17 protein-coding genes are annotated in these 20,596 nt (G+C 63.5%); 5 read left to right on the top strand and 12 right to left on the bottom strand.

Annotated elements, in window-relative coordinates:
* Positions 1-262 precede the first annotated feature (262 nt).
* Genes BB029_RS24750 through BB029_RS24735 form a run of 4 tightly spaced genes read right to left on the bottom strand, consistent with a single transcriptional unit; the run spans position 263 to position 4,498 of the window.
* A complete protein-coding gene (locus BB029_RS24750; RefSeq protein ID WP_065941167.1) occupies positions 263-679 on the bottom strand; it encodes an SRPBCC family protein in 417 nt (138 codons plus the stop codon).
* Positions 680-736: 57 nt separating this feature from the next.
* On the bottom strand, positions 737-2,032 hold the full coding sequence (locus BB029_RS24745; protein ID WP_065941166.1) for an FAD-binding oxidoreductase: 1,296 nt from the start codon (positions 2,030-2,032) through the stop codon (positions 737-739).
* Positions 2,029-3,117 (bottom strand): polyamine ABC transporter substrate-binding protein, encoded by a 1,089-nt coding sequence (locus BB029_RS24740; protein WP_065941165.1) that lies wholly within the window; start codon positions 3,115-3,117, stop codon positions 2,029-2,031. Before BB029_RS24740 ends, BB029_RS24745 begins: the two co-directional genes overlap by 4 nt.
* 22 nt (positions 3,118-3,139) lie before the next feature.
* Entirely contained in the window at positions 3,140-4,498 is a 1,359-nt protein-coding gene (locus tag BB029_RS24735; protein WP_065941747.1) for a glutamine synthetase family protein, read from the bottom strand.
* Between the two features lie 138 nt (positions 4,499-4,636).
* On the opposite strand from BB029_RS24735, the gene BB029_RS24730 reads away from it, so the two are divergent.
* The gene (locus BB029_RS24730; RefSeq protein ID WP_065941164.1) at positions 4,637-5,524 is read left to right on the top strand and encodes a helix-turn-helix domain-containing protein; all 888 of its coding nucleotides are present in this window, start codon (positions 4,637-4,639) and stop codon (positions 5,522-5,524) included.
* A 52-nt stretch (positions 5,525-5,576) separates the two neighbouring features.
* Here the strand turns inward: BB029_RS24730 and BB029_RS24725 are convergent, their stop codons facing one another.
* Genes BB029_RS24725 through BB029_RS24715 form a run of 3 tightly spaced genes read right to left on the bottom strand, consistent with a single transcriptional unit; the run spans position 5,577 to position 8,700 of the window.
* Positions 5,577-6,680 (bottom strand): acetoin dehydrogenase dihydrolipoyllysine-residue acetyltransferase subunit, encoded by a 1,104-nt coding sequence (locus BB029_RS24725; protein ID WP_065941163.1) that lies wholly within the window; start codon positions 6,678-6,680, stop codon positions 5,577-5,579.
* Positions 6,677-7,696, bottom strand: a complete 1,020-nt coding sequence (locus BB029_RS24720; protein WP_065941162.1) for an alpha-ketoacid dehydrogenase subunit beta — start codon at positions 7,694-7,696, stop codon at positions 6,677-6,679. Before BB029_RS24720 ends, BB029_RS24725 begins: the two co-directional genes overlap by 4 nt.
* Positions 7,697-7,722: 26 nt before the next feature.
* Positions 7,723-8,700 (bottom strand): thiamine pyrophosphate-dependent dehydrogenase E1 component subunit alpha, encoded by a 978-nt coding sequence (locus BB029_RS24715; RefSeq protein ID WP_065927960.1) that lies wholly within the window; start codon positions 8,698-8,700, stop codon positions 7,723-7,725.
* A gap of 309 nt (positions 8,701-9,009) precedes the next feature.
* Between BB029_RS24715 and BB029_RS24710 the strand changes: the two genes are divergently transcribed.
* A complete protein-coding gene (locus BB029_RS24710) occupies positions 9,010-10,869 on the top strand; it encodes a sigma-54-dependent Fis family transcriptional regulator (RefSeq protein ID WP_065941161.1) in 1,860 nt (619 codons plus the stop codon).
* Between the two features lie 68 nt (positions 10,870-10,937).
* Here the strand turns inward: BB029_RS24710 and BB029_RS24705 are convergent, their stop codons facing one another.
* The gene (locus BB029_RS24705) at positions 10,938-11,717 is read right to left on the bottom strand and encodes an acetoin reductase (RefSeq protein WP_065941160.1); all 780 of its coding nucleotides are present in this window, start codon (positions 11,715-11,717) and stop codon (positions 10,938-10,940) included.
* A gap of 170 nt (positions 11,718-11,887) precedes the next feature.
* Between BB029_RS24705 and BB029_RS24700 the strand changes: the two genes are divergently transcribed.
* On the top strand, positions 11,888-14,035 hold the full coding sequence (locus BB029_RS24700) for a TonB-dependent siderophore receptor (protein ID WP_065941159.1): 2,148 nt from the start codon (positions 11,888-11,890) through the stop codon (positions 14,033-14,035).
* Between the two features lie 180 nt (positions 14,036-14,215).
* Here BB029_RS24700 and BB029_RS24695 read toward each other — a convergent pair whose 3' ends face one another.
* The gene (locus BB029_RS24695; protein WP_065941158.1) at positions 14,216-14,653 is read right to left on the bottom strand and encodes a carboxymuconolactone decarboxylase family protein; all 438 of its coding nucleotides are present in this window, start codon (positions 14,651-14,653) and stop codon (positions 14,216-14,218) included.
* Positions 14,654-14,753: 100 nt separating this feature from the next.
* Positions 14,754-15,224: an Lrp/AsnC family transcriptional regulator gene (locus BB029_RS24690; RefSeq protein WP_027606550.1), complete on the bottom strand. Its 471-nt coding sequence runs from the start codon at positions 15,222-15,224 to the stop codon at positions 14,754-14,756.
* Between the two features lie 123 nt (positions 15,225-15,347).
* Here BB029_RS24690 and BB029_RS24685 point away from each other — a divergent pair, with 123 nt between their 5' ends.
* Together BB029_RS24685 and BB029_RS24680 are read left to right on the top strand one after the other, a co-directional pair.
* A complete protein-coding gene (locus BB029_RS24685; protein ID WP_065941157.1) occupies positions 15,348-16,592 on the top strand; it encodes a methionine gamma-lyase in 1,245 nt (414 codons plus the stop codon).
* A gap of 155 nt (positions 16,593-16,747) precedes the next feature.
* Positions 16,748-17,416 carry a helix-turn-helix transcriptional regulator gene (locus BB029_RS24680; RefSeq protein WP_174557009.1) on the top strand — a complete coding sequence of 223 codons (669 nt, stop codon included), beginning with the start codon at positions 16,748-16,750 and terminating at the stop codon, positions 17,414-17,416.
* 48 nt (positions 17,417-17,464) lie between these two features.
* Here the strand turns inward: BB029_RS24680 and BB029_RS24675 are convergent, their stop codons facing one another.
* Both BB029_RS24675 and macA read right to left on the bottom strand, forming a co-directional pair.
* Positions 17,465-19,423 (bottom strand): MacB family efflux pump subunit, encoded by a 1,959-nt coding sequence (locus BB029_RS24675; RefSeq protein ID WP_065941155.1) that lies wholly within the window; start codon positions 19,421-19,423, stop codon positions 17,465-17,467.
* Positions 19,424-19,426: 3 nt separating this feature from the next.
* The gene (gene macA / locus BB029_RS24670; RefSeq protein ID WP_065941154.1) at positions 19,427-20,578 is read right to left on the bottom strand and encodes a macrolide transporter subunit MacA; all 1,152 of its coding nucleotides are present in this window, start codon (positions 20,576-20,578) and stop codon (positions 19,427-19,429) included.
* Positions 20,579-20,596 lie beyond the last annotated feature (18 nt).

Genomic DNA, 20,596 nt, shown 5'->3' with positions numbered 1-20,596 from the left:
AGGTCAAACTGTGGGAGGGGGCAAGCCCAAATGCCAGTCAGTAAGCGTACATCGCCTCCTGTAGGAGCGAGCTTGCTCGCGAAAAACGTCAACGATAACGCGTGCCTCCTGAATAAACGCGGCGCCTGTGAGTTTTTCGCGAGCAAGCTCGCTCCTACAAAAAGCCTTAACTGACGGGCATTAGGGCAAGCCCGCTCGCCACAGGGGAACTCGCCAGTCTCTGAAAGTTGTGTAGATACCTTGCATTGCCGGGTAGATCGAATCAGGCCGGGAAGTTGGCGCGCAACGCCTCAAGCCCGCCGCTGTACACGCCGGCAAACAGCTCTTCCACCGCCGCCTCCGTGGTACCCGCCGCCGGGGTAAACACACCGGACCACGTCACCTTCGCCGACGACTCCGTCAGCGCCTCAACCTGCAACGTCGCCAGGTAAGCACTCACCGGAAACGGCGACTCTTCAATGGTGTAGCTGTATGTACGCCCGACGTTATCGAAGGTCTGCAAACGCTCGACGATCACACCGCCGTCGGCGGTCGTCAGATGGCGCACGCGGCCACCTTCACCGGGCTCGCTCTTGGCGATAAACGGAAGCCAGTCCGGCAGGCTGTTGAAGCCACCCACCAAGTGCCAGACCGTCTCGGCCGATACCGGGATTTCAATCACTGCAGATGCTGTTGGCACGCTAAATCTCCAAAAGTCGTAGGAAAACGTCGTGCACAGCCTGCCACGCCCCGGGCTTCAATGCATCAATTCCCGCAAGCGATGCCACGCCATTCCCAACGCCAGCAGCGGCGAGCGCAAGGCCTTGCCACCGGGAAAGGTCATGTGCGGCACCCGGCTGAAAATATCCAGGCCCTGGCTGTGGCCCGCGTGTATGCCTTCGGCCAGCAGCCGCGCGCACCAGTGGGTCACGTTGAGCCCATGCCCGGAATAGCCCTGGGCGTAGAACACATTCGGGTATTGCTTGAGCCGCCCGACCTGGGGGAAGCGATTGGCGGTGATGCCGATCCTGCCGCCCCACTGGAACGCGATGGCGGTGTCGGCCAATTGCGGGAACACCTTGAGCATCTTGGGCTGCATATAGGCCGCGATGTCTTTGGGATCGCGCCCCGAGTAATGGCAGGCACCGCCGAACAACAGGCGACGGTCGGCGGATAACCGGTAGTAATCCAGGCCGACTTTCTGGTCGCACAGCGCCAGGTTCTGCGGGATCAACTGATTGGCCTGTGCAACCGACAGCGGCTCGGTGGCGATGATGTAGCTGCCCGCCGGCAGCACCTTGCCGCTCAGGCGCGGTTCCAGTTCCTCCAGGTGCGCATTGCAGGCCAGTACCAGGCTGGCGGCGCGTACCGTGCCGCCAGCGCAACGCACCTGCACCGTGTCGCCGTGGATCAGTTCCAGCACTTCGGTGTGCTCAAAGATCCGCACCCCAAGGGACTCGGCCACCTGCGCCTCGCCGAGCACCAGGTTCAGCGGGTGCAGGTGCCCGGAGCCCATGTCCACCAAGGCGCCGGCATACTGCGTCGAATCCACCACGTCGCGGATGTCCTGCGGGCCCACCAGGCGGGTTTCATGCACATAACCCAGGCGCGCCAGGCTGTCCTGCTCGCCCTTGAACGCAGCGAACTGCGCCGGGGTGTTGGCCAGCTCGGCAAACCCCCAGCGCAAGTCGCAGTCGATCCCATGCTCGCGAATGCGCTCGCCCACCAGGGCCACCGACTCGATCCCGGCCCGTTCCAGGTAACGCACGCCCTCCTCGCCCACGTACCTGGCGAACCCCGACACATCGTGGCCGATCCCGCGAATCAACTGCCCGCCATTGCGCCCGCTGGCGCCCCAGCCGATACGCCGGGCCTCCAGCAGGATCACCGAGAGCCCGCGTTGGGCCAGTTCGATAGCGGTGTTGACCCCGGTAAAACCAGCGCCGATCACACACACATCGGCGCTCAGGTCGGCGCCCAGTGCCGGGCGCTCCGGCATGGCATTCGCCGACGCAAGGTAGTAGGAGCGGGCGTGGTCGCTGGATAGGGTCATTTGTTGGTCTTCACTTTGCTCCAGGCGCGCGTCATCAGGCGCATGGTCGCCGGGGTCGGCGTGGTGGAAATATAGAGTTTGTCGAGCACGGCCTGGGACGGGTACACCTCGGGGTTGTTCACCAGTTCCGGGGCCATGAACGCCTTCGCCGCCGGGTTGGCATTGGCGTAACCGACCGAGGCGCTGACCTTGGCGATCACTTCAGGGTCGAGCAGGTAGTTAATGAAGGCATGGGCTTCTTTTGGGTGACTCGCATCGGCCGGAATCGCCAGCAGGTCGAACCACAGGTTGGAGCCTTCCTTGGGAATCGAGTAGGCGATATTCACGCCGTTCTTGGCTTCCTTGGCGCGGTTGGCCGCCTGGAATACATCGCCGGAATAGCCGAACGCCACGCAGATATCGCCGTTGGCCAGGTCCGAAATGTACTTGGAGGAATGGAAGTAGGTGATGTACGGCCGCAGCGTCAACAGCTTGGCCTCGGCCTGCTGGTAGTCCTCGGGGTTCTCACTGCGCGGGTCCTTGCCCATGTAGTTGAGGATCGCCGGGAACAGCTCATCCGCCGAGTCGAGGAAGGCCACGCCGCACTGGTTGAGCTTCTTGATGTTCTCCGGCTCGAACAGCACCGCCCATGAATCGATATGGTCGATACCCAACACCTGCTTGACCTTGTCGACGTTGTAACCGATGCCGTTGGTACCCCACAGGTACGGCACCGAGTGCGCATTGCCCGGGTCGTTTTTCTCCAGCAGCTTGAGCAGCTTGGGGTCGAGGTTCTTGAAGTTGGGCAACTGCGAACGGTCAAGCTTGAGGAATGCGCCGGCCTTTACCTGCCGCGCCAGGAAGTGGTTGGACGGCACCACCACGTCATAGCCGGTGCGACCGGCGAGCAACTTGCCCTCCAGGGTTTCGTTGGAGTCGAACACGTCGTAGATCACCTTGATCCCCGTCTTGGCCTGGAAATCGGCCAAGGTGGTCTCGCCGATATAGTCGGTCCAGTTGTAGACGCTCACCGTCGGCGCAGCTTGCCCGGCACCGCTGAACGCGGCCACCAGGGCCAGCGGGAGAAGCTTGTTCACAAGACGCATATCGACACCTCTTTTGTGTTTTTTAGACGCTCAACAGCAGGAACTCACGCTCCCAGGAACTGATCACCCGCTTGAAATTCTCGTGCTCGGCGCGCTTGACCGCGACGTAGCCGCGCACGAACTTGTCGCCCAGGTACTGCTTGACCGTGTCGCAGTCCTCCATCCGCGCCAGGGCGTCTTCGAGGGTGAACGGCAGGCGCAGGTTACGGCGCTCATAGGCGCGGCCTTCTACCGGGGCGCTGGGTTCGATCTGTTCGATCATCCCCAGGTAGCCACACAGCAGGCTGGCGGCAATGGCCAGGTAGGGATTGGCATCGGCGCCCGGCAGGCGGTTTTCCACGCGCATCGCATCCGGGCTCGAGGTGGGCACGCGCAGGCCGACGGTACGGTTTTCTTCGCCCCACTCCACATTGACCGGCGCCGAGGTGTCCGGCAGGAAGCGGCGGAACGAATTCACGTTGGGCGCGAACATCGGCAACAGCTTGGGAATGTACTTCTGCAATCCGCCGATATGGTGCAGGAACAGCGGGCTCATGTTGCCGTCGGCGTCGACGAACACCGGTTTGCCCGTGGCGATCTCCACCACGCTCTGGTGCAGGTGCATGGCGCTGCCCGGCTCGTCGGCCACCGGCTTGGCCATGAAGGTGGCGGCCACATTGTGCTTGAGCGCGGCTTCGCGCAGGGTGCGCTTGAACACGGTGATCTGGTCGGCCAGGTCGAGGGCATCGCCGTGGCGGAAGTTGATTTCCATCTGCGCCGGGCCGTCTTCATGGATCAGCGTATCGAGGTCCAGGCCCTGGGCTTCGCACCAGTCGTAGACGTCTTCGAACAGCGGGTCGAACTCGTTGGCCGCATCGATGGAGAACGACTGGCGCCCGGTTTCCGCACGGCCGGAACGGCCGATAGGGGTTTTCAGCGGCAGGTCCGGGTCTTCGCAGCGTTGGGTCAGGTAGAACTCCATTTCCGGCGCGACAATCGGCTGCCAGCCCCGTTCGGTGTAGAGCTGCAGGACTTTCTTCAGCACGTTGCGCGGCGACAGTTCGATGGGGTTGCCGTGCTTGTCGAAGGTGTCGTGGATCACAATCGCGGTGGGCTCGATGGCCCACGGCACCACGTAGGTCGCGTTGGATACCGGGCGGCAAATCATGTCGATATCGGCCGGGTCCAGCAGGTCGTAGTAGATCTCGTCGTCGACAAAGTCCCCGGTTACCGTTTGCAGCAACACACTTTCCGGCAGGCGCATGCCTCGCTCATGCAGGAACTTGTTGGTGGGCGCAATCTTGCCGCGTGCGATGCCAGTCAAATCACTGATCACGCATTCGACTTCGGTAATCTTGTGTTCTTTCAGCCAGGTGTACAGCTGATCGAAGGGGGCGTTCATAAGGACCTCGTCATGGGGTGGGTGCTGCGCCGCCTTGTACTCGCGGCGCATTGAGGTCTATCTTGGGCCAGCCTTCACAGGCCATCTATCCACTTTGCACGCAGCACAACGCACCAATAGAGTGCGCACGGATCACCCATGACCCAGGCAACCGCTTTGCGCGTACAGGCCTTCACCACCGCTGATGTGGCTACCCAATGCCGTGCGACACCCGGCTGGGTGCAGCAGTACCAGCAGATGTCCCCGGGGCATTTTGCCGGGCGCGTCCGCTACCTCGACCTGCACGGTGTGCAGGTCTACGAAGAGAGCATGAACACCCGTGTGGAGCAGCACTTCAACGCACCGCCGGGCGCGCTGGCGTTCTGTTTCGATGGCAGCGACAACGCGCTGTATCTGCTCAATGGCGAAAGCCGCAACACCTGGATCACCCCAGAGAACTACCGCGAAGTGGCGGTGGTGTTCGGCCCGCAGTTCGTGCAGCACCATGGCCTGGACGTGGCCACACTGGAAGGCCTGTTCATGGCGCCGCTGGCCTGCCAGCAGAACGCGCTGTTCAGCCGTTGGCTCAGTGGCACCCTGACGCGCTTGTCCACGGACATCGACCCGGTGTCCCTCACCCGGCAGTTGCTCGACGATTGCCTGTTCATCCTCGACAACGCCTGCGTGTGCCTGGACCGAAGCTCATTGCAAAAGCGCAGTGAAGAACGCCGCTTGATGGCGCGCATAGGCGAGTGGGCGGCGGATGCGCCGGACGAAACCGTCAACCTGTTGGAACTGGCGCGGATTGCCGGCGTACCGCTGCGCCAGTTGCAGCAAGGGTTCAAGACCTACACCGGGATGAGCCCGGCGCAGTGGTTGCGCCTGCGCCGGTTGAACGGGGCACGGCGGGAATTGTTGAGCGGTGCCGGAACGACCGTGGCCGAGGTGGCGATGAACTGGTCGTTCTGGCATTTGGGGCGGTTCTCCAACAGCTACCGCGCGTTGTTCAAAGAGCTGCCGAGCGAAACCCTCAAGCACTCACTTTGAATGCATCTGAAAATGTGGGAGGGGCTTGCCTCCTCCCACATTGAATTGCATTTCAAGGCTGGGATTTCAGGAAGGTTGAGATTAGTTGGTTAACCCGCTCCGCCGCCTCCAACTGCACCATATGCCCCTGCCCCGGCAGAATCTCCACCTGGGCCTCCAGCCCCTGGGCATGGTCGGCCGGGATGATTGCATCGTCACTGCCCCAGATCACCAGGCTCGGTTGCCGCCCCACCACGTTGCGCAAATCCAGGCGCTGGCGCCCACCCTCAAACAACTGGGCATTGAGCTGACGAAGCGCCTGATGCACCCCTTCCAACCGCTTGAACTTGAGCATGTCCTCCAGCATCTGCCGCGTCACCAGCGCCGGGTCGCTGAACAGTTGCACCAGTTGCGGCTTGAGCGCGTTGCGGTTATTGGCTTCGGTGAAACCTTGCAAGTAATCGCCGTTGATGTCCGCCCCCAGCCCGGCGCTGGCGATCAGGGTCAGTGAGGCAACGCGCGCCGGAGCCTGACGGGCGACCGTCAGGCTGACCAAGCCGCCCATGGAGTGCCCGGCCAGGTGCACGCGGTCGAGCTTGAGGTGATCGAGCAAGGCCAGCACCGCCTGGCTCAGCTCTTCGGCGTCACCGGTTTGCAGAGGCTTGCCCGACTCGCCATGTCCCGGCAAATCCAGGGCGATCACCCGGCGCTCGGCGGCCAGGGCCGGTTGGTTGAACAGCCAGTTGTTCAAGTCGCCGCCAAAGCCATGCACCAGCACCAGCGGCGTACCGCCCTCGCCCAGGTCGAGATAACGCAGCAAACGCCCGCCCACCTCGACCTTCTGCGCACTCGGCCCGGTGGCTTCGGCTTCGGCGTTGCTGGAGACGAACCCGGCGTTGAAGCTTTCGATCACCGCATCGATCTCCGCCTCGCTGGCCTCACCTTCCACCACTACCCCCAGCAGCGCGCCCACCGGCAAGGTCTCGTCGCTCAGCGCCAGCACGCGGCGCAGCACGCCACTGAACGGCGCCTCGACGCTGCTGGAGATCTTGTCGGTCTCGACGTCCAGCACTTCTTCGCCCTTCTCCACCCGGTCGCCGGGCTGCTTGAGCCAGACGTCGATGCGGCCTTCGGTCATCGACAGCCCCCACTTGGGCATGGTCAAGGTATGGATCATGCGACGTTCCTCTTGTCGGCGATCTTCAGCACCGCGGCCTCGATCTTCGCGGCATTGGGGATGTACAGGTCTTCCAGCGCATCGGAAAACGGCACCGGCGTGTGCGGCGCGGTGACCATCTCGATCGGCGCACGCAGGAACGAGAAGCCCTGCTGGGCCACCAGCGCACTGATGTCGGTGGCGATGGAACAACGCGGGTTGGACTCGTCGATCACCACCAGGCGCCCGGTTTTCTCCACGCTCTCGAGGATGCTGTCTTCGTCCAACGGGCTGGTGGTGCGCAGGTCCAGCACCTCACAGTCGATGCCCTGGCGCGCCAGGTTGGCGGCGGCTTCCAGGGCGATATGCACCATGCGCCCGTAGGTCACCAGGGTCACGTCGCGGCCTTCGCGCACAAAGTTGGCTTCGCCGAACGGCACGGTGTACAGCTCTTCCGGCACTTCGCCCTGGAGGCTGTAGAGCATCTTGTGTTCGAGGAAGATCACCGGGTCGTTGTCGCGGATCGCCTGGATCAGCATGCCCTTGGCGTCATAGGGCGTGGCCGGGCACACCACCTTGAGCCCGGGAATGTGCGTCCACATCGAGGTGAGCATCTGCGAATGCTGGGCGGCGGCACGCAGGCCGGCACCGTACATGGCGCGCACCACCAGCGGCGTGGTGGTCTTGCCGCCGAACATGTAGCGAAACTTGGCGGCCTGGTTGAGCAACTGGTCGAGGCAGCAGCCGATAAAGTCGACGAACATCAATTCGCACACCGGGCGCATGCCACGGGTGGCGGCGCCGACGGCCATGCCGACGTAGCCGACTTCGGACAACGGCGCATCGAGTACCCGGTCCGGAAACTCCGGGTACAGACCCTTGGTCACGCCCAGCACACCGCCCCAGGCGTCCTGCTCGCCGGGGGAACCGGTGCCGCCGGAGACATCCTGGCCGATAATGAACACGCTCTGGTCCCGGCGCATTTCCTGGGCCAGGGCTTCGTTGATTGCCTGCTGATAGCTGATTTTGCGAGCCATGAAATTCTCTCCGAGTCTTGTAGTTATTAGCGGTAGGCGACGTAGACATCGCTGAGCAGGTCGGCGGCCTGGGGCTTGGGATCGGACTTGGCCAGGCGCACGGCGTCGTCGATCAACTGCGCGACCTCACCGTCGATACGTTCGAACTGGGCCGCGTCAAGCCAGCCTTCGGCATTGCAGCGCTGGCGGAACAGTGCGAGGCAGTCGTGGGATTCGCGCAGGTTCTTCACCTCGTCCGGGCCACGATAGGTTTGTGCATCGCCTTCGAAGTGGCCGTAGAAGCGACTCAGCTTGACTTCCACCAAGGTCGGCCCGTCGCCTTTGCGTGCACGCTCCACCGCCACGCCCAGCGCCGCGTGTACGGCAAAGAAATCATTGCCATCGACAATCACCCCCGGCATGCCGAAACCCACCGCCCGCTCGGCAATGTCCTTGCACGCCACGGACCAGCCGGAACCGGTGGCCTCGGCATAGCCGTTGTTCTCGGCGACGAACAGGCACGGCAGTTTCATGATCGACGCCAGGTTCATCGCCTCGAACACCGCGCCCTCGTTGGAGCCGCCGTCGCCGAAAAATGCGACCGCCACGCCCTGGCTGCCCTTGAGCTTGGAGGCCAGCGCAGCGCCCGCCGCCAACGGCGCACCGGCCCCGACAATGCCGTTGGCGCCGAGCATGCCCTTCTCCTGGTCGGCGATGTGCATGGAGCCGCCCTTGCCGCCGCACACGCCGGTTTTCTTGCCGTAGATCTCGGCCATCATGCCGAACACATCCACGCCCTTGGCGATGCAATGGCCATGGCCACGGTGGTTGGAGGCGATGCAATCTTCATCGTTGAGGTGGGCCATGACCCCCGCTGCGCTGGCCTCCTGTCCGGCATACAGGTGCACGAAACCGGGGATCTCGCCGGTGGCGAATTCCACATGCAGGCGTTCTTCGAAATCACGGATGGTGCGCATCACGGTGTAGGCATGCAGCAATTGATCGGTGGACAGGTGGGTGGACATCTTGTTGTTCTCCAGGTTGTCTCGACACACAAAAGGCTGGCTGCGGCCAGCTGTAAGCGGTTCAGCACAGCCTGTGCCAAGGTGCGATGAAACCTGGCAAAGCCTTGATCCAGAGCAGTGCCGTGCGGTTGTGCCGGGACGGTATGCCTGTGCAGAATGAGACGGTGCATTGCACTGTGCAGGCGGCGTCTCGGCCGAAATGAGACGCCGCGTCTCACGCGGGGCTGTTGGTCAGGTTGCCCTTGTCCCCTCGCGCCCACGGGCGCTTAATGGCGGGCATAACAACAAAGATCGAGAACCGGAGGCCTTATGCTCGCCGCGAACTCCAGGGAACACGTCGACTGCGTCAGTCGCGTGGTCCGCAATGCCGATCGCCTGCCCCAGGCGCCGGTGCCGTCGCTGATTTTCGATTCATGGCGGCGCTCCATGGAACAACACCACCTCGACCCCGGCTCGCTGCAGGGGCCCCGCATCCTTACCGAACCCTTGCTCAAGGAATGCCGCGAGCGCGCCGAGCTGTTCATGCGCATCGCCGGCGAAGAAGTCGGGCAACTGCACCACCGGGTGCGCCACGCCGACTACTGCGTGATGCTCACCGACGCCCAGGGCCAGACCATCGACCACCGCGTCGACAGCACCATTCGCAGCGACTGCCGCAAAGCCGGCCTGTACCTCGGCACCTGCTGGTCGGAAGCCGAGGAAGGCACCTGCGGCGTGGCCACGGTGCTGACCAGCAAGGCCGCAGTGACCGTGCACAAGCGCGACCACTTCCGCGCCGCCTTCATCAGTTTGACCTGCTCCGCCGCGCCGATCTTCGACCCCCAGGGCAACCTGCTGGGGGTGATGGATGCCTCAGCGCTCAAATCCCCGGATGACCGGCGCAGCCAGCACCTGGTGCGGCAGATGGTGGCCCAGAGTGCCCAGGCCATCGAAAACGCCTTCTTCATGCACAGCGCCCGCGAGCATTGGGTGCTCCAGGCCCACAGCACACCGGGCTACGTGGACAGCCAGCCCGACCTGCTGCTGGCCTGGGACCAGGACGGGCGCCTGCACGCCCTGAACAGCAAGGCGCGCCAGGCACTGCGCCGGCGTTTCGGCCAGGTGCCGGCGCATATCGGCGAAGTGTTCGATCTGGATGCATTGCGCTCGGCCACCGATCAATCGACCCAACACCTGCAATGGCTGGGCGAGCCTGGCGTACTGCACGTGCGGGTCAACGCGCCGCGCCGCAAACCGGCGCGGCCCGTTGCGCACACCCAGGTCGACCCACGGGTGGAAGAACACCTGCGCCTGGCCGTGCGCGTCAAGGACCGCAACCTGCCGGTGCTGGTGCAGGGTGAAACCGGCGCCGGCAAGGAAGTTTTCGCCCGCCAGCTGCACGAACGCAGCGCCCGGCGAACAGGCCCCTTTGTCGCGGTGAACTGCGCGGCGATCCCCGAAAACTTGATTGAAAGCGAGCTGTTCGGCTACGTGGCCGGCGCCTTTACCGGTGCCTCCAGCAAAGGCATGCAGGGGCTGTTGGTGCAGGCCGATGGCGGCACCCTGTTCCTCGATGAAATCGGCGATATGCCGCTGGCGTTGCAGACGCGCCTGCTGCGGGTGATGGCCGAGGGTGAAGTGGCGCCCCTGGGCGGGGCCAAGACCCGCACGGTGGACATTCAGGTGATCTGCGCCAGCCACCGCGACCTGGCCGTGCTGGTCAGCGACGGGCGCTTTCGCGAAGACCTGTACTTCCGCCTCGGCTGCGCACGCTTCTGCCTGCCGCCGTTGCGCGAGCGCAGCGACAAGCTGGCATTGATCAACCGACTGGTGGAGCAGCAAGCGCGCGGCAGCGGCGTCGCGGTGGGCATCGGCCAGGCCGCGCTGGAACGCCTGCTGGGCTATGCCTGGCCGGGCAATGTGCGCCAACTGCACCATGTGCTGGCGTATGCCTGTGCAGTGTGTGAAGGCGGCACGATTCAGCTGGCGGACTTGCCGGTGGAAGTGCGTGGGGAGCAGGTCGAGACGCTGGCCGAGCACAGCGTCAGCCCGGAACGCCAAGTGGTACTGGATGCCTTGATCCGGCATCGCTGGAAGCCGTTGCCGACGGCGCAGGCGCTGGGGATTTCCCGGGCCACCCTGTACCGCCGAGTCAACCAGTTGGGCATCGACATGCCCGGCAAGCACTGACACAACGGGGGCAACCATGTGGGAGGGGCTTGCCCCCTCCCACATTTAACACCGTCGGCCTTGGGAGATCAGCGATAAACCAGCCCACCGTCGATCAACGGCGCCTGTCCGGTCATGTAATCCGCGTCCGGCCCGGCCAGGTAGGCCACCAACCCCGCCACATCCTCCGGCGTTTCCGCACGGCCCAGGGCAATCCCATCGACGTACTGCTTGTAGGTCGCCCCCACTTCGGCGCCGGTAATCTCGGCCATGCGCTTGTCGATCTCCACCCACATGTCGGTGCCGACCACGCCCGGGCAATAGGCGTTGACCGTGATCCCGGCACTCGCCAGTTCCTTGGCCGCCGCCTGGGTCAAGGCGCGCACGGCGAACTTGGTGGCCGAGTACACGCCCAGCAGCGCAAAGCCTTCATGGCCGGCGATGGAGCAGGCATTGATGATCTTGCCCTTCTGCTTGAGCGCCTTGAATTTCCTGCCGGCCGCCTGGATGCCCCACAACACGCCCTGCACGTTGATGCCCAGGGTGCGCTCGACCTGTTCCGGGCTGACGTCCAGCAGCGCGTCGATCTGCGCGACCCCGGCGTTGTTGACGATAATGTCGAAGCCGCCGAGGGTCTGGTGTGCGTGTTCGACCGCCGCCACCACCTGGTCGCGCTTGGACACGTCGGCGATAAACACCGAGGCCTTGCGCCCCAGGGCCACGACTTCGGCGGCCACGGCCTCGAGCTTGGCGCCATTGATGTCGACCAGGGCGATGTCGGCACCGTCCTGTGCCAGGCGCAGGGCGATGGCCCGGCCAATGCCCTGCCCGGCGCCGGTCACCAGTGCAACTTTTCCAGCGATACCCATGATGATCTCCTGCAAGGGTTAGAGAAGCCCTGTCTATCGCAGGTGGGCACTCAGGCTGTCGAGAGGCACGTCATTCAGCGGGAGGGCTGAGACGGGACGTCTCACTTGTAAAACCGAGCGGTTATGCCTAGCTTATGCGCCCCCCGCCCTGCGCTTTAAGGCCCTCCCCCATGGTTTTGCGTTTTCGTCCTGTCGTCAGTACACGTTTCGCCCTCGGCCTGCTGCTCAGCGGCGGGATCGGCAACAGTTGGGCGGCACAACTCGAGCTGCCGGCGGTGCAGGTCCAGGGCGAGGACGCGTCCGGCTATCGCGCAGACACCGCCTCGGTCGGTGGCTTCAATGAGGCGCCGCTGCTGGACACTCCAGCCTCGATCACGGTGATCAATGCCGCGCTGATCAAGGACCAGCAAGCGCGCCTGCTCAGTGAAGTGCTGCGCAACGACGCTTCGGTGGGCGATAGCTACGCCCCCATCGGCTACTACGAAAATTTCGTGGTGCGCGGTTTCTCGCTGAATGCGGCGAGCAGCTACAAGATCAACGGGCGCACCATCACCGGCGAGCAGAACGTCGCCCTGGAAAACAAGCAGCAGGTGGAAGTGCTCAAGGGCCTGGCCGGTTTGCAGAGCGGGATTTCCGAACCCAGCGGCGTGATCAACTACGTGACCAAGCGCCCGGAAGACGTGCGCCAGGTGACGGTGTCCACCGATGACCGCGGCAGTGGCTATATCGCCACCGACGTGGGTGGCTGGTTTGGCAGCGAGCAGCAATTCGGCCTGCGGGCCAACGTCGCCCATGAAGACCTCAATGCCTATGTGGAGCACGCCAACGGCCAGCGCGACTTTGTCTCCCTGGCCTTCGACTGGAACATCAGCCCCGACGCGGTGCTGCAACTGGACGCGGAATACCAGAACAAACAACAGCGCTCGGTACCGGGCTACCAGTTGCTGGGCGGCACCGAGGTGCCCCACGACGCCTCGCCGAAAAAACTGCTGGGCCACCAGAGCGGTTCCAGGCAGGTCGGCATCGATTCGCTGAACCTCAACGGCACGTTCGAATACCGCTTCAGCGACCAGTGGAAAGGCAGCGTCAGCGCCGCGCGCAGCAAGGTGGTGATCGATGACTACAGTTCGTTTGCCTGGGGCGGCGACACCAACGGTGTCGGCAACCACTTCACGCCCGAAGGCAACTACGACGTCTACGACTACCGCAGCCCCGACGACACCCGCCGTGACGATGAAGTCCAGGCGGCGATGACCGGCCTGTTCGACACCGCAGGCATCGGCCATGAACTGACCTTCGGCACCAGCGCGTTTCGCCGGGTGATCGACAAGCGCAAGTCCGTCAACGAGTACATCGGCACGGCCAATATCGACGCTGACGCGCCGACGTTCACGCCCACCGACAAGCCGTTGAACGACAGCCATCGCACCCTCGACAGCCGCCAGTATGGCCTGTTCGTCACCGACCGCATCCGCCTCAACGAGCAATGGCAAACCCTCCTCGGTGGCCGCGAAGTGCGCCTGGATGAAAAAGCCTTCGACGGCGTCACTGGCAACCAGGCCCGCCATACCCAGCAATACGTGTTTCTGCCCCAGGCATCGTTGATCTACAAACCGGTGGAAAACATCTCGCTGTACACCAGCTACAGCAAAGGCCTGTCCCTGGGCGGCACCGCCCCCTGGTTTGCCAGCAACGCCGATGAAACCCTGGCCCCGACCACCTCGCGGCAAATCGAGGCCGGGGTGAAATACGACTGGCGTCGCATCAGCTTCGCCGCCGCTGTGTTCCAGACACGCCAGGCTTACCAGTACGCCAAGCCGGATGGCGCCGCTACCTTTACTTATGTGCAACAGGGCGAGCAGAAGAACACCGGCGTGGAACTGTCGGCCAACGGCTGGGCCACCGACCGTCTGCAGATTTCCACCAGCGTGGCGGCGATTCGTGCACGGGTCAGCGGCAGCGGCACACCGGCATACGAAGACCACCAGGCGATCAACGTGCCCAAGCTGCGCGCCAGTGTGTATGCCGATTATGCGTTGCCGTGGGTCAATGGCCTGGCGGTGCTCGGCGGCGTGCAATACAGCGCCAAGAAGTACGCCAATCGCAGCGGCAATGTGGAGGTGGGGGATTACGCAGTGGTCAACGTCGGCAGCCGCTACACCACCCGGGTCGACGGCTACGAGACGGTGCTGCGCCTGAGCGTCGACAACCTGTTCGACAAGCGCTACTGGCGCGACGCGGGCGAGTACATGGGCGATGACTATCTGTTCCAGGGCGCGCCGCTGACGGCGCGCCTGAGTGCTTCGGTGAACTTCTGACACTTACTGCTGTGGCGAGCGGGCTTGGCGAATCGTCGCACCGCCCGCGTTGGGGTGCGAAGCGCCCCTGATGAAGACGAATGGGGTATATCAGGCACTCCTCTGCGCCTGGCTTTGGGGCTGCTGCGCAGCCCAGCGCGGGACAAGCCCGCTCACCACAAAAGAGCCGTCTTCAACCGCCTATTCAGGCATCTTGCGGAAACCTACCGCGAGGCGGTTCCAGCTGTTGATCGTGGCGATGGCCACGCTCAGGTCGACTTGCTCCCGGGGGCTGAACTCGGCGGCGAGCGCGGTGAAGTCTGCGTCCGGGGCGTGGGTCTGGCTCAGCAGCGTCAGGCTCTCGGCCCAGGCCAATGCCGCGCGTTCACGCGGGGTGAAGAACGGCGTTTCGCGCCAGGCCGACAAGGTGTACAGGCGACGCTCGGTCTCGCCACCCTTGCGGGCATCGGCGGTGTGCATGTCCAGGCAGAAGGCACAGCCGTTGATCTGTGAGACCCGCAGGCGGATCAGCTCCAGCAATGGCAGTTCGATGGAGAGTTTGCCGACGGCGGCTTCCAGGGCGAGCATGGCTTTCATGGCGTCTGGGGAAGCGGTGTAGAAATCGGTACGGGCTTGCATGCGGAACTCCGGAACGGTGGGAAGTGGTGGCTAGGTTAGCCACCGGGCCGTAGGGGAGAAATAGCCAATTGCGGGGAAGAACAGGTGACCAATGGTGCGATCAACCTGGTAATGGAATCACCCGCAACGGGCGCACCGATTTATAGGAAAAACTCGAATAGATCTCCTTGACGCACGGCAGCGTCTGCAACACCTCCCGCGCAAACTCGCCGAACGACTCCAGGTCCCTGGCCACCACCTCGAGCAAAAAGTCATAGCGTCCCGACACGTTATGACAGGCCACGATTTCCGGAATATCCAACAGGCGTTGCTCGAACGCCCGGGCGATTTCCTGGGTGTGGCTCTCCATCATGATGCTGACAAACGCCGTCACCCCATACCCCAACGCCTTGGGCGAGAGGATCGCCTGGTAGCCGCTGATCACTCCGCTCTCCTCCAGGTTCCTGACCCGCCGCCAGCACGGTGACGTGGTCAGGGACACGCGGTCGGCCAGCTCGGCCACGGTTAAACGGGCATTGCCTTGCAGGGCGTTTAATAACGCTTTGTCGGTGCGATCCAGCGTGATGGGCATGATGTGCCTCTGTTTATTGTTTTTAGCGAGTTTTCATCCCGGGACACGGGATTTGTCGGCAAAGTTTGGAAAATCCAGCCGTGGTTATAAGCATAGCATTGTAGGAAATAAGGAGCGCCCGACATGAACACTAAACACAATGCATTCGGCTTTTCCACCCGTGCCATCCACCACGGCTACGACCCCAAGGACCACCACGGCGCACTCGTGCCGCCGATCTACCTGTCGGCCACGTTTGCCTTCCCCACCGCCGAATACGGCGCCGCCTGTTTCGCCGGCGAGGCCGGTGGCCATTTCTACACGCGCATTTCCAACCCGACCCTGGCGCTGCTGGAGTCCCGCATGGCCAGCCTGGAAAACGGCGAGGCGGCGGTGGCGTTCAGTTCCGGCATGGGCGCGATTGCCGCGACGTTCTGGACTCTGCTGCGCCCGGGCGATGAGGTGATCGTCAGCCAGACGCTCTACGGCTGCACCTTCGCCCTGTTGCATCACGGTATCGGCGAATTCGGCATCAAGGTGCGCCACGTGGACCTCACCGACCTGGCGGCCCTGCAAGCGGCGCTGAGCCCCGCCACGCGCATGGTCTACTGCGAAACCCCGGCCAATCCCACCCTGCAACTGGTGGACATCGCCGCCGTGGCCGCCCTCGCCCATCAACAGCCGAACGTGACCGTGGTGGTGGATAACACCTACTGCACGCCGTACCTGCAACGGCCCTTGGAACTGGGCGCCGATGTGGTGGTGCACTCGGCCACCAAGTACCTCAGCGGCCATGGCGACATCACTGCCGGCATCGCCGTGAGCAACCAGGCCCTGGCCCAGCGCATTCGCCTGCAAGGCCTCAAGGACTTGACCGGCGCGGTGATGTCGCCCCAGGACGCGTCGCTGTTAATGCGCGGCCTCAAGACGCTGGCCCTGCGCATGGACCGCCATTGCAGCAACGCCCAGGCCGTGGCCGAAGCCTTGCAGGCGCATCCCGCCGTGGAGTGGGTGACGTATCCGGGGCTGCGCGGCTTCGCGCAAGACGCATTGGCGGCGCGGCAGATGAGCCAGGCCGGCGGCATGATCGCCTTCGAACTCAAGGGCGGGATCGACAGCGGACGACGCTTCATGAACGCCCTCACATTGTTCACCCGCGCGGTGAGCCTGGGCGACGCCGAGTCACTGGCCCAGCACCCGGCGAGCATGACCCATAGCACCTACACCCCTGAAGAACGCGCGCATCACGGTATCAGCGAAGGCCTGGTGCGTTTATCAGTGGGGCTTGAGGACGTCGCCGACCTGTTGGCGGACGTGCAGCAGGCGCTGGCCAAGTGCACCCGCGCCGTACCGCGCGAAACGCCGATGGCGGTACAGTCGGCGCGATAAGCCCCAGGCCCTCGGTTGTGCTTTCCCACGACGGTGGCCGGACGGATCCGACCACCGTTGGCCGGGCTTAATGCGGTTTTTTGCCGATTGGATCCCCCTGCCGCCGCCAGGCTGTACTAGCATACGTCCTGCATTCGACACTCATGGACGAACTGATGAATTCACACCTGTTCCCACATATAGGCAAGGTCATCGCCAGCACCGGCAGTCGCGATTTCCCACGCATGCTGCATGACCTGATCCTCACCCAACTGGCAGTGGACGCCACCCATATCACCCAATTGCGCGTGAGCCCCGAAGGTCACACCCGCCGCAAGATCAGCCCGGTCTACACCGATTCGGTGGCGGCCCTGGGCGATGCGCAACCGGCCGCACAATTGCACCTCACACGCCACAAGGATGATGTGCGCTACGTGCTGTCGGTGTACCGCTCCCACCAGTCAGAAAGCTTTTCGCCCCAGGAACGCAGCATGTTGCAGGACTTCTCCACGCTGCTGTTGCCTTTGGTGGAAAAACACATCACCGCGATTCAGCCATGCCGCGGTGACAGCGACCCGCACCTATCGCAGAACCAGGGCATCGACACCCTGCGTCGACGCATTCAGGAACGCCTGGTGCAATCGGGGCTGAGCCTTTCCAACCGCGAGCTGGAGGTGTGCGTGGGCCTGCTGGCCGGGCGCACGGCGCCGGAGTTGGCGGAGCAACTGGCACTGAAGGTCAACACCATTGAAAGCTACCTAAAGCGGGCGGCGATCAAGCTGGGGATCAGCGGACGGCATTCGTTGTTGCGGTGGATGTACTCCACCGACGATACCGCGCTCTAAGCCCTCTCCCCGCAGCTGCCTCGCCGAGGTTCGGCAGCTGCCGGGAGGTCAATCCCGTGCCAACGCTTCAATCGGGTCCAGCCGTGCCGCGTTCCTCGCCGGCACGAAGCCGAACACAATGCCGATCAGTGTCGAGCAGCCAAACGCCATGATGATCGACCCCAGGGAAAACACCATCTCCCACTCTTTCACAAACAGCGAAAACAGATAGCCGATGGCGAAGGACAGCGCGATGCCAATCATCCCGCCGATCAAGCACACCATCACCGCTTCCACCAAAAACTGCTGGCGAATATCCGACTGTCGCGCGCCCACCGCCATGCGAATACCGATCTCGCGGGTGCGCTCAGTGACCGACACCAGCATGATATTCATCACGCCAATGCCCCCCACCAGCAAGGAGATCACCGCGATCAACGACAACAGCAGCGCCAGGGAACGGCTGGTTTTCTGCACCGTCTGCATGATGCTGTCGAGGTTATTGGTGAAGAAATCCTTGGTGCCGTGGCGTTGCAGCATGAGCGCATTGACGTTGTCTTCCACCACCTTGCTCGGCTGGCCGTCCTTGATGCGCACGGTGATGCTGTCCAGATGGCGCTGGCCTAAGAGACGCCCTGCCGCTGTCTCATACGGCACCCACACGTTGAGTGCCTTGCTCGCGGCGAACATGTTCTTATTGTCCGCCGTCACGCCGATCACCGTGCACGGCAGGTTGCCCACCAGGATCACCTGGCCCAGCGGATCCACATTCGGCCCGAACAGGCGTTGCCGGGTATTGTGGTCGATCACCACCACCTGGGCCTGGCGCCGTGCATCGCTTTCGCTGAAGGCGATGCCGGCTTCGAGTTTCAGCCCCTTCACCTTGAAGTAGCGGTCGCTCACGCCATTGACCTGGGCGTCCAGGTCGATATTGCCGAAACGCAGCAAGAGGTTGCGGCCCACCACCGGGGTGGCGCTGTCGACGTAGTAGAGCCGGTTCAGGGCCTCCACATCCGAGGGCATCAGCGTCTCGATGGCCGAGGCGCGGCTGTCGCCGAAACTGGTGCCGGAGAAAATATCGATGGTGTTACTGCCTATCGCCTGGATGTCCTTGAGCACATAGCGTTTTGCGCCTTCGCCGATGGCCGAGATCGACACCACCGAGGTGATGCCGATGACGATACCCAGCATGGTCAGCAAGGTGCGCATGCGATGGGACACCAGCGCGACCCAGGCCATGTTGAACGCCTCCTTGAACAACCCCAGGCTTGCCACCAATCGGCGTGCGCCGCCGCGCCTGGCCTCGAGCGGCGCCTCGGCAGGCAGGTCCAGGCCACTGCTGGCATTGGCCTTGTCACTGATGATCTCGCCGTCGCTGACCTCGACGATGCGTTGGGCATTGGCCGCCACTTTCGGGTCATGGGTGACAATAATCACCGTGTGCCCGGCCGCGTGCAGTTCGGCCAGGATGCGCATCACCTCCTTGCCGCTGTGGGTGTCGAGGGCGCCGGTGGGTTCGTCGGCGAGGATCACTTCACCGCCGTTCATCAAGGCCCGGGCAATACTCACCCGTTGCTGCTGGCCGCCCGACAGCTGGCTGGGCCGATGGCTGGTGTGGCTGGCCAGGCCCAGTCGTTCCAGCAGCTCACGTGCGCGGCTGTGGCGCTGGGTCTGCGGGGTGCCCGCGTAGATCGCCGGCATTTCCACGTTGTGCAACGCGCTGAGGTGCGCCAGCAAGTGGTAGCGCTGGAAGATAAACCCGAAGTAATCGCGGCGCAGCTCCGCCAGTTGGTCATTGCCCAGCGAGCGGGTTTCGATGCCGTTGATCCTGTAGCTGCCGGCGGTGGCGTAGTCCAGGCCGCCGAGGATATTCATCAGGGTCGATTTGCCGGAACCCGAGGCGCCAATAATCGCCAGCATTTCCCCGGCATGGATGGTCAGGTCGATGCCCTTGAGCGCAATGAATTCACGCTCGCCGGCCATGAAACTGCGGGTGATGCCCTTGAGTTCCAACAGTGGCTGGGTCATCCGTCAGTTCCCCGCCACGGTGGGCGACGCGTCACCGATCACCACCTTCTCACCCTCGGCCAGGCCCTCCAGGACCTGCACCTTGACGTTGTTATTGATACCGGTCTTCACCTCCCGCGCCACCGCCTTGCCCTTGGCGTCCAGCACCCGCAGCGAGTAGCGGCCATCGTTGTTGCGCGGGCCGAGCGCGGCCACCGGCACCATCAACGCCGCCTGGGCGGTGTCGAGCACGATGCGCACCTGGGCAGTCATGGCGATGCGCAGGCGATGGTCGGGGTTGGGCACGTCGAACAGCGCGTTATAGAACACCGCCGTGTTCTGCTTGGGGGTGCCGGCAGTCTGGGTTTCGAGGAAGTTCTGCGGCGCCGGTTCCGTACCGCGCAGCTTGGCGTAGTAGCGCTTGTCGGCTTCGCCGAGGATGGTGAAGTACACCTGCTGGCCGGGGCTGATATGAATCACATCGGCCTCCGACACCTGGGCCTTGACCGTCATGGTATCCAGGTCCGCCAGCTTCAACAGCACCGGTGCCAGCTGGCTGGCGATCACGGTCTGGCCTTCCTGGGTGACGATGCCCACCACGTCGCCATCGATGGGCGCAACGATGCGGGTGTAAGCCAGGTTGACCTTGGCGGTGTCGATCTGGATATGCGCACTCTTGATCTGCGCATCCAGGGACAGCAGGTTGGCCTGCTGCACCTGGAACGTCGACTCGGCGTCTTCGAAGTCCTGGCGCGACACCGACTCGTCATCCTGCAAGCCCTTGTAGCGTTCATACACCGACCTGGCCTGCTTGAGCTGCGCCGCCGTGGCCCGGCGCTGGGCCTGGAGGTTTTCCTCATCCACCTGGGCCTTGCGCAGGGTATTTTGCAGGATCAACGGGTCGATTTCGGCGAGCCACTGGCCCTGCTTCACCTTATCGCCGACCTTGACCTTGAGCGACTTCAACTGCCCGGAAACCTGGGCACCGACATCCACTTGCTTGATGCCTTCGAGCACGCCGGTGGCCAGCACGGCGTTTTCGATATCGCCGCGTTCGACGCTGGCCGTGAGGTATTGCGGGGCGTCGGCGGGCGCCTGGACCGTGTAGACAATGAGGCCGATGGCGACGGCCAGGACTGCAAGCAGGCCGGTTTTGCGGAGCTTAGAAGTTTGCATAAATGACCATGAAAAGTG

The organism is Pseudomonas sp. S3E12, from assembly GCF_001702295.1.
Lineage (GTDB): Bacteria > Pseudomonadota > Gammaproteobacteria > Pseudomonadales > Pseudomonadaceae > Aquipseudomonas > Aquipseudomonas marginalis.
Note: the sequence above shows the minus strand (reverse complement) of the source record. Positions and strands in the feature narration are given on the sequence as shown.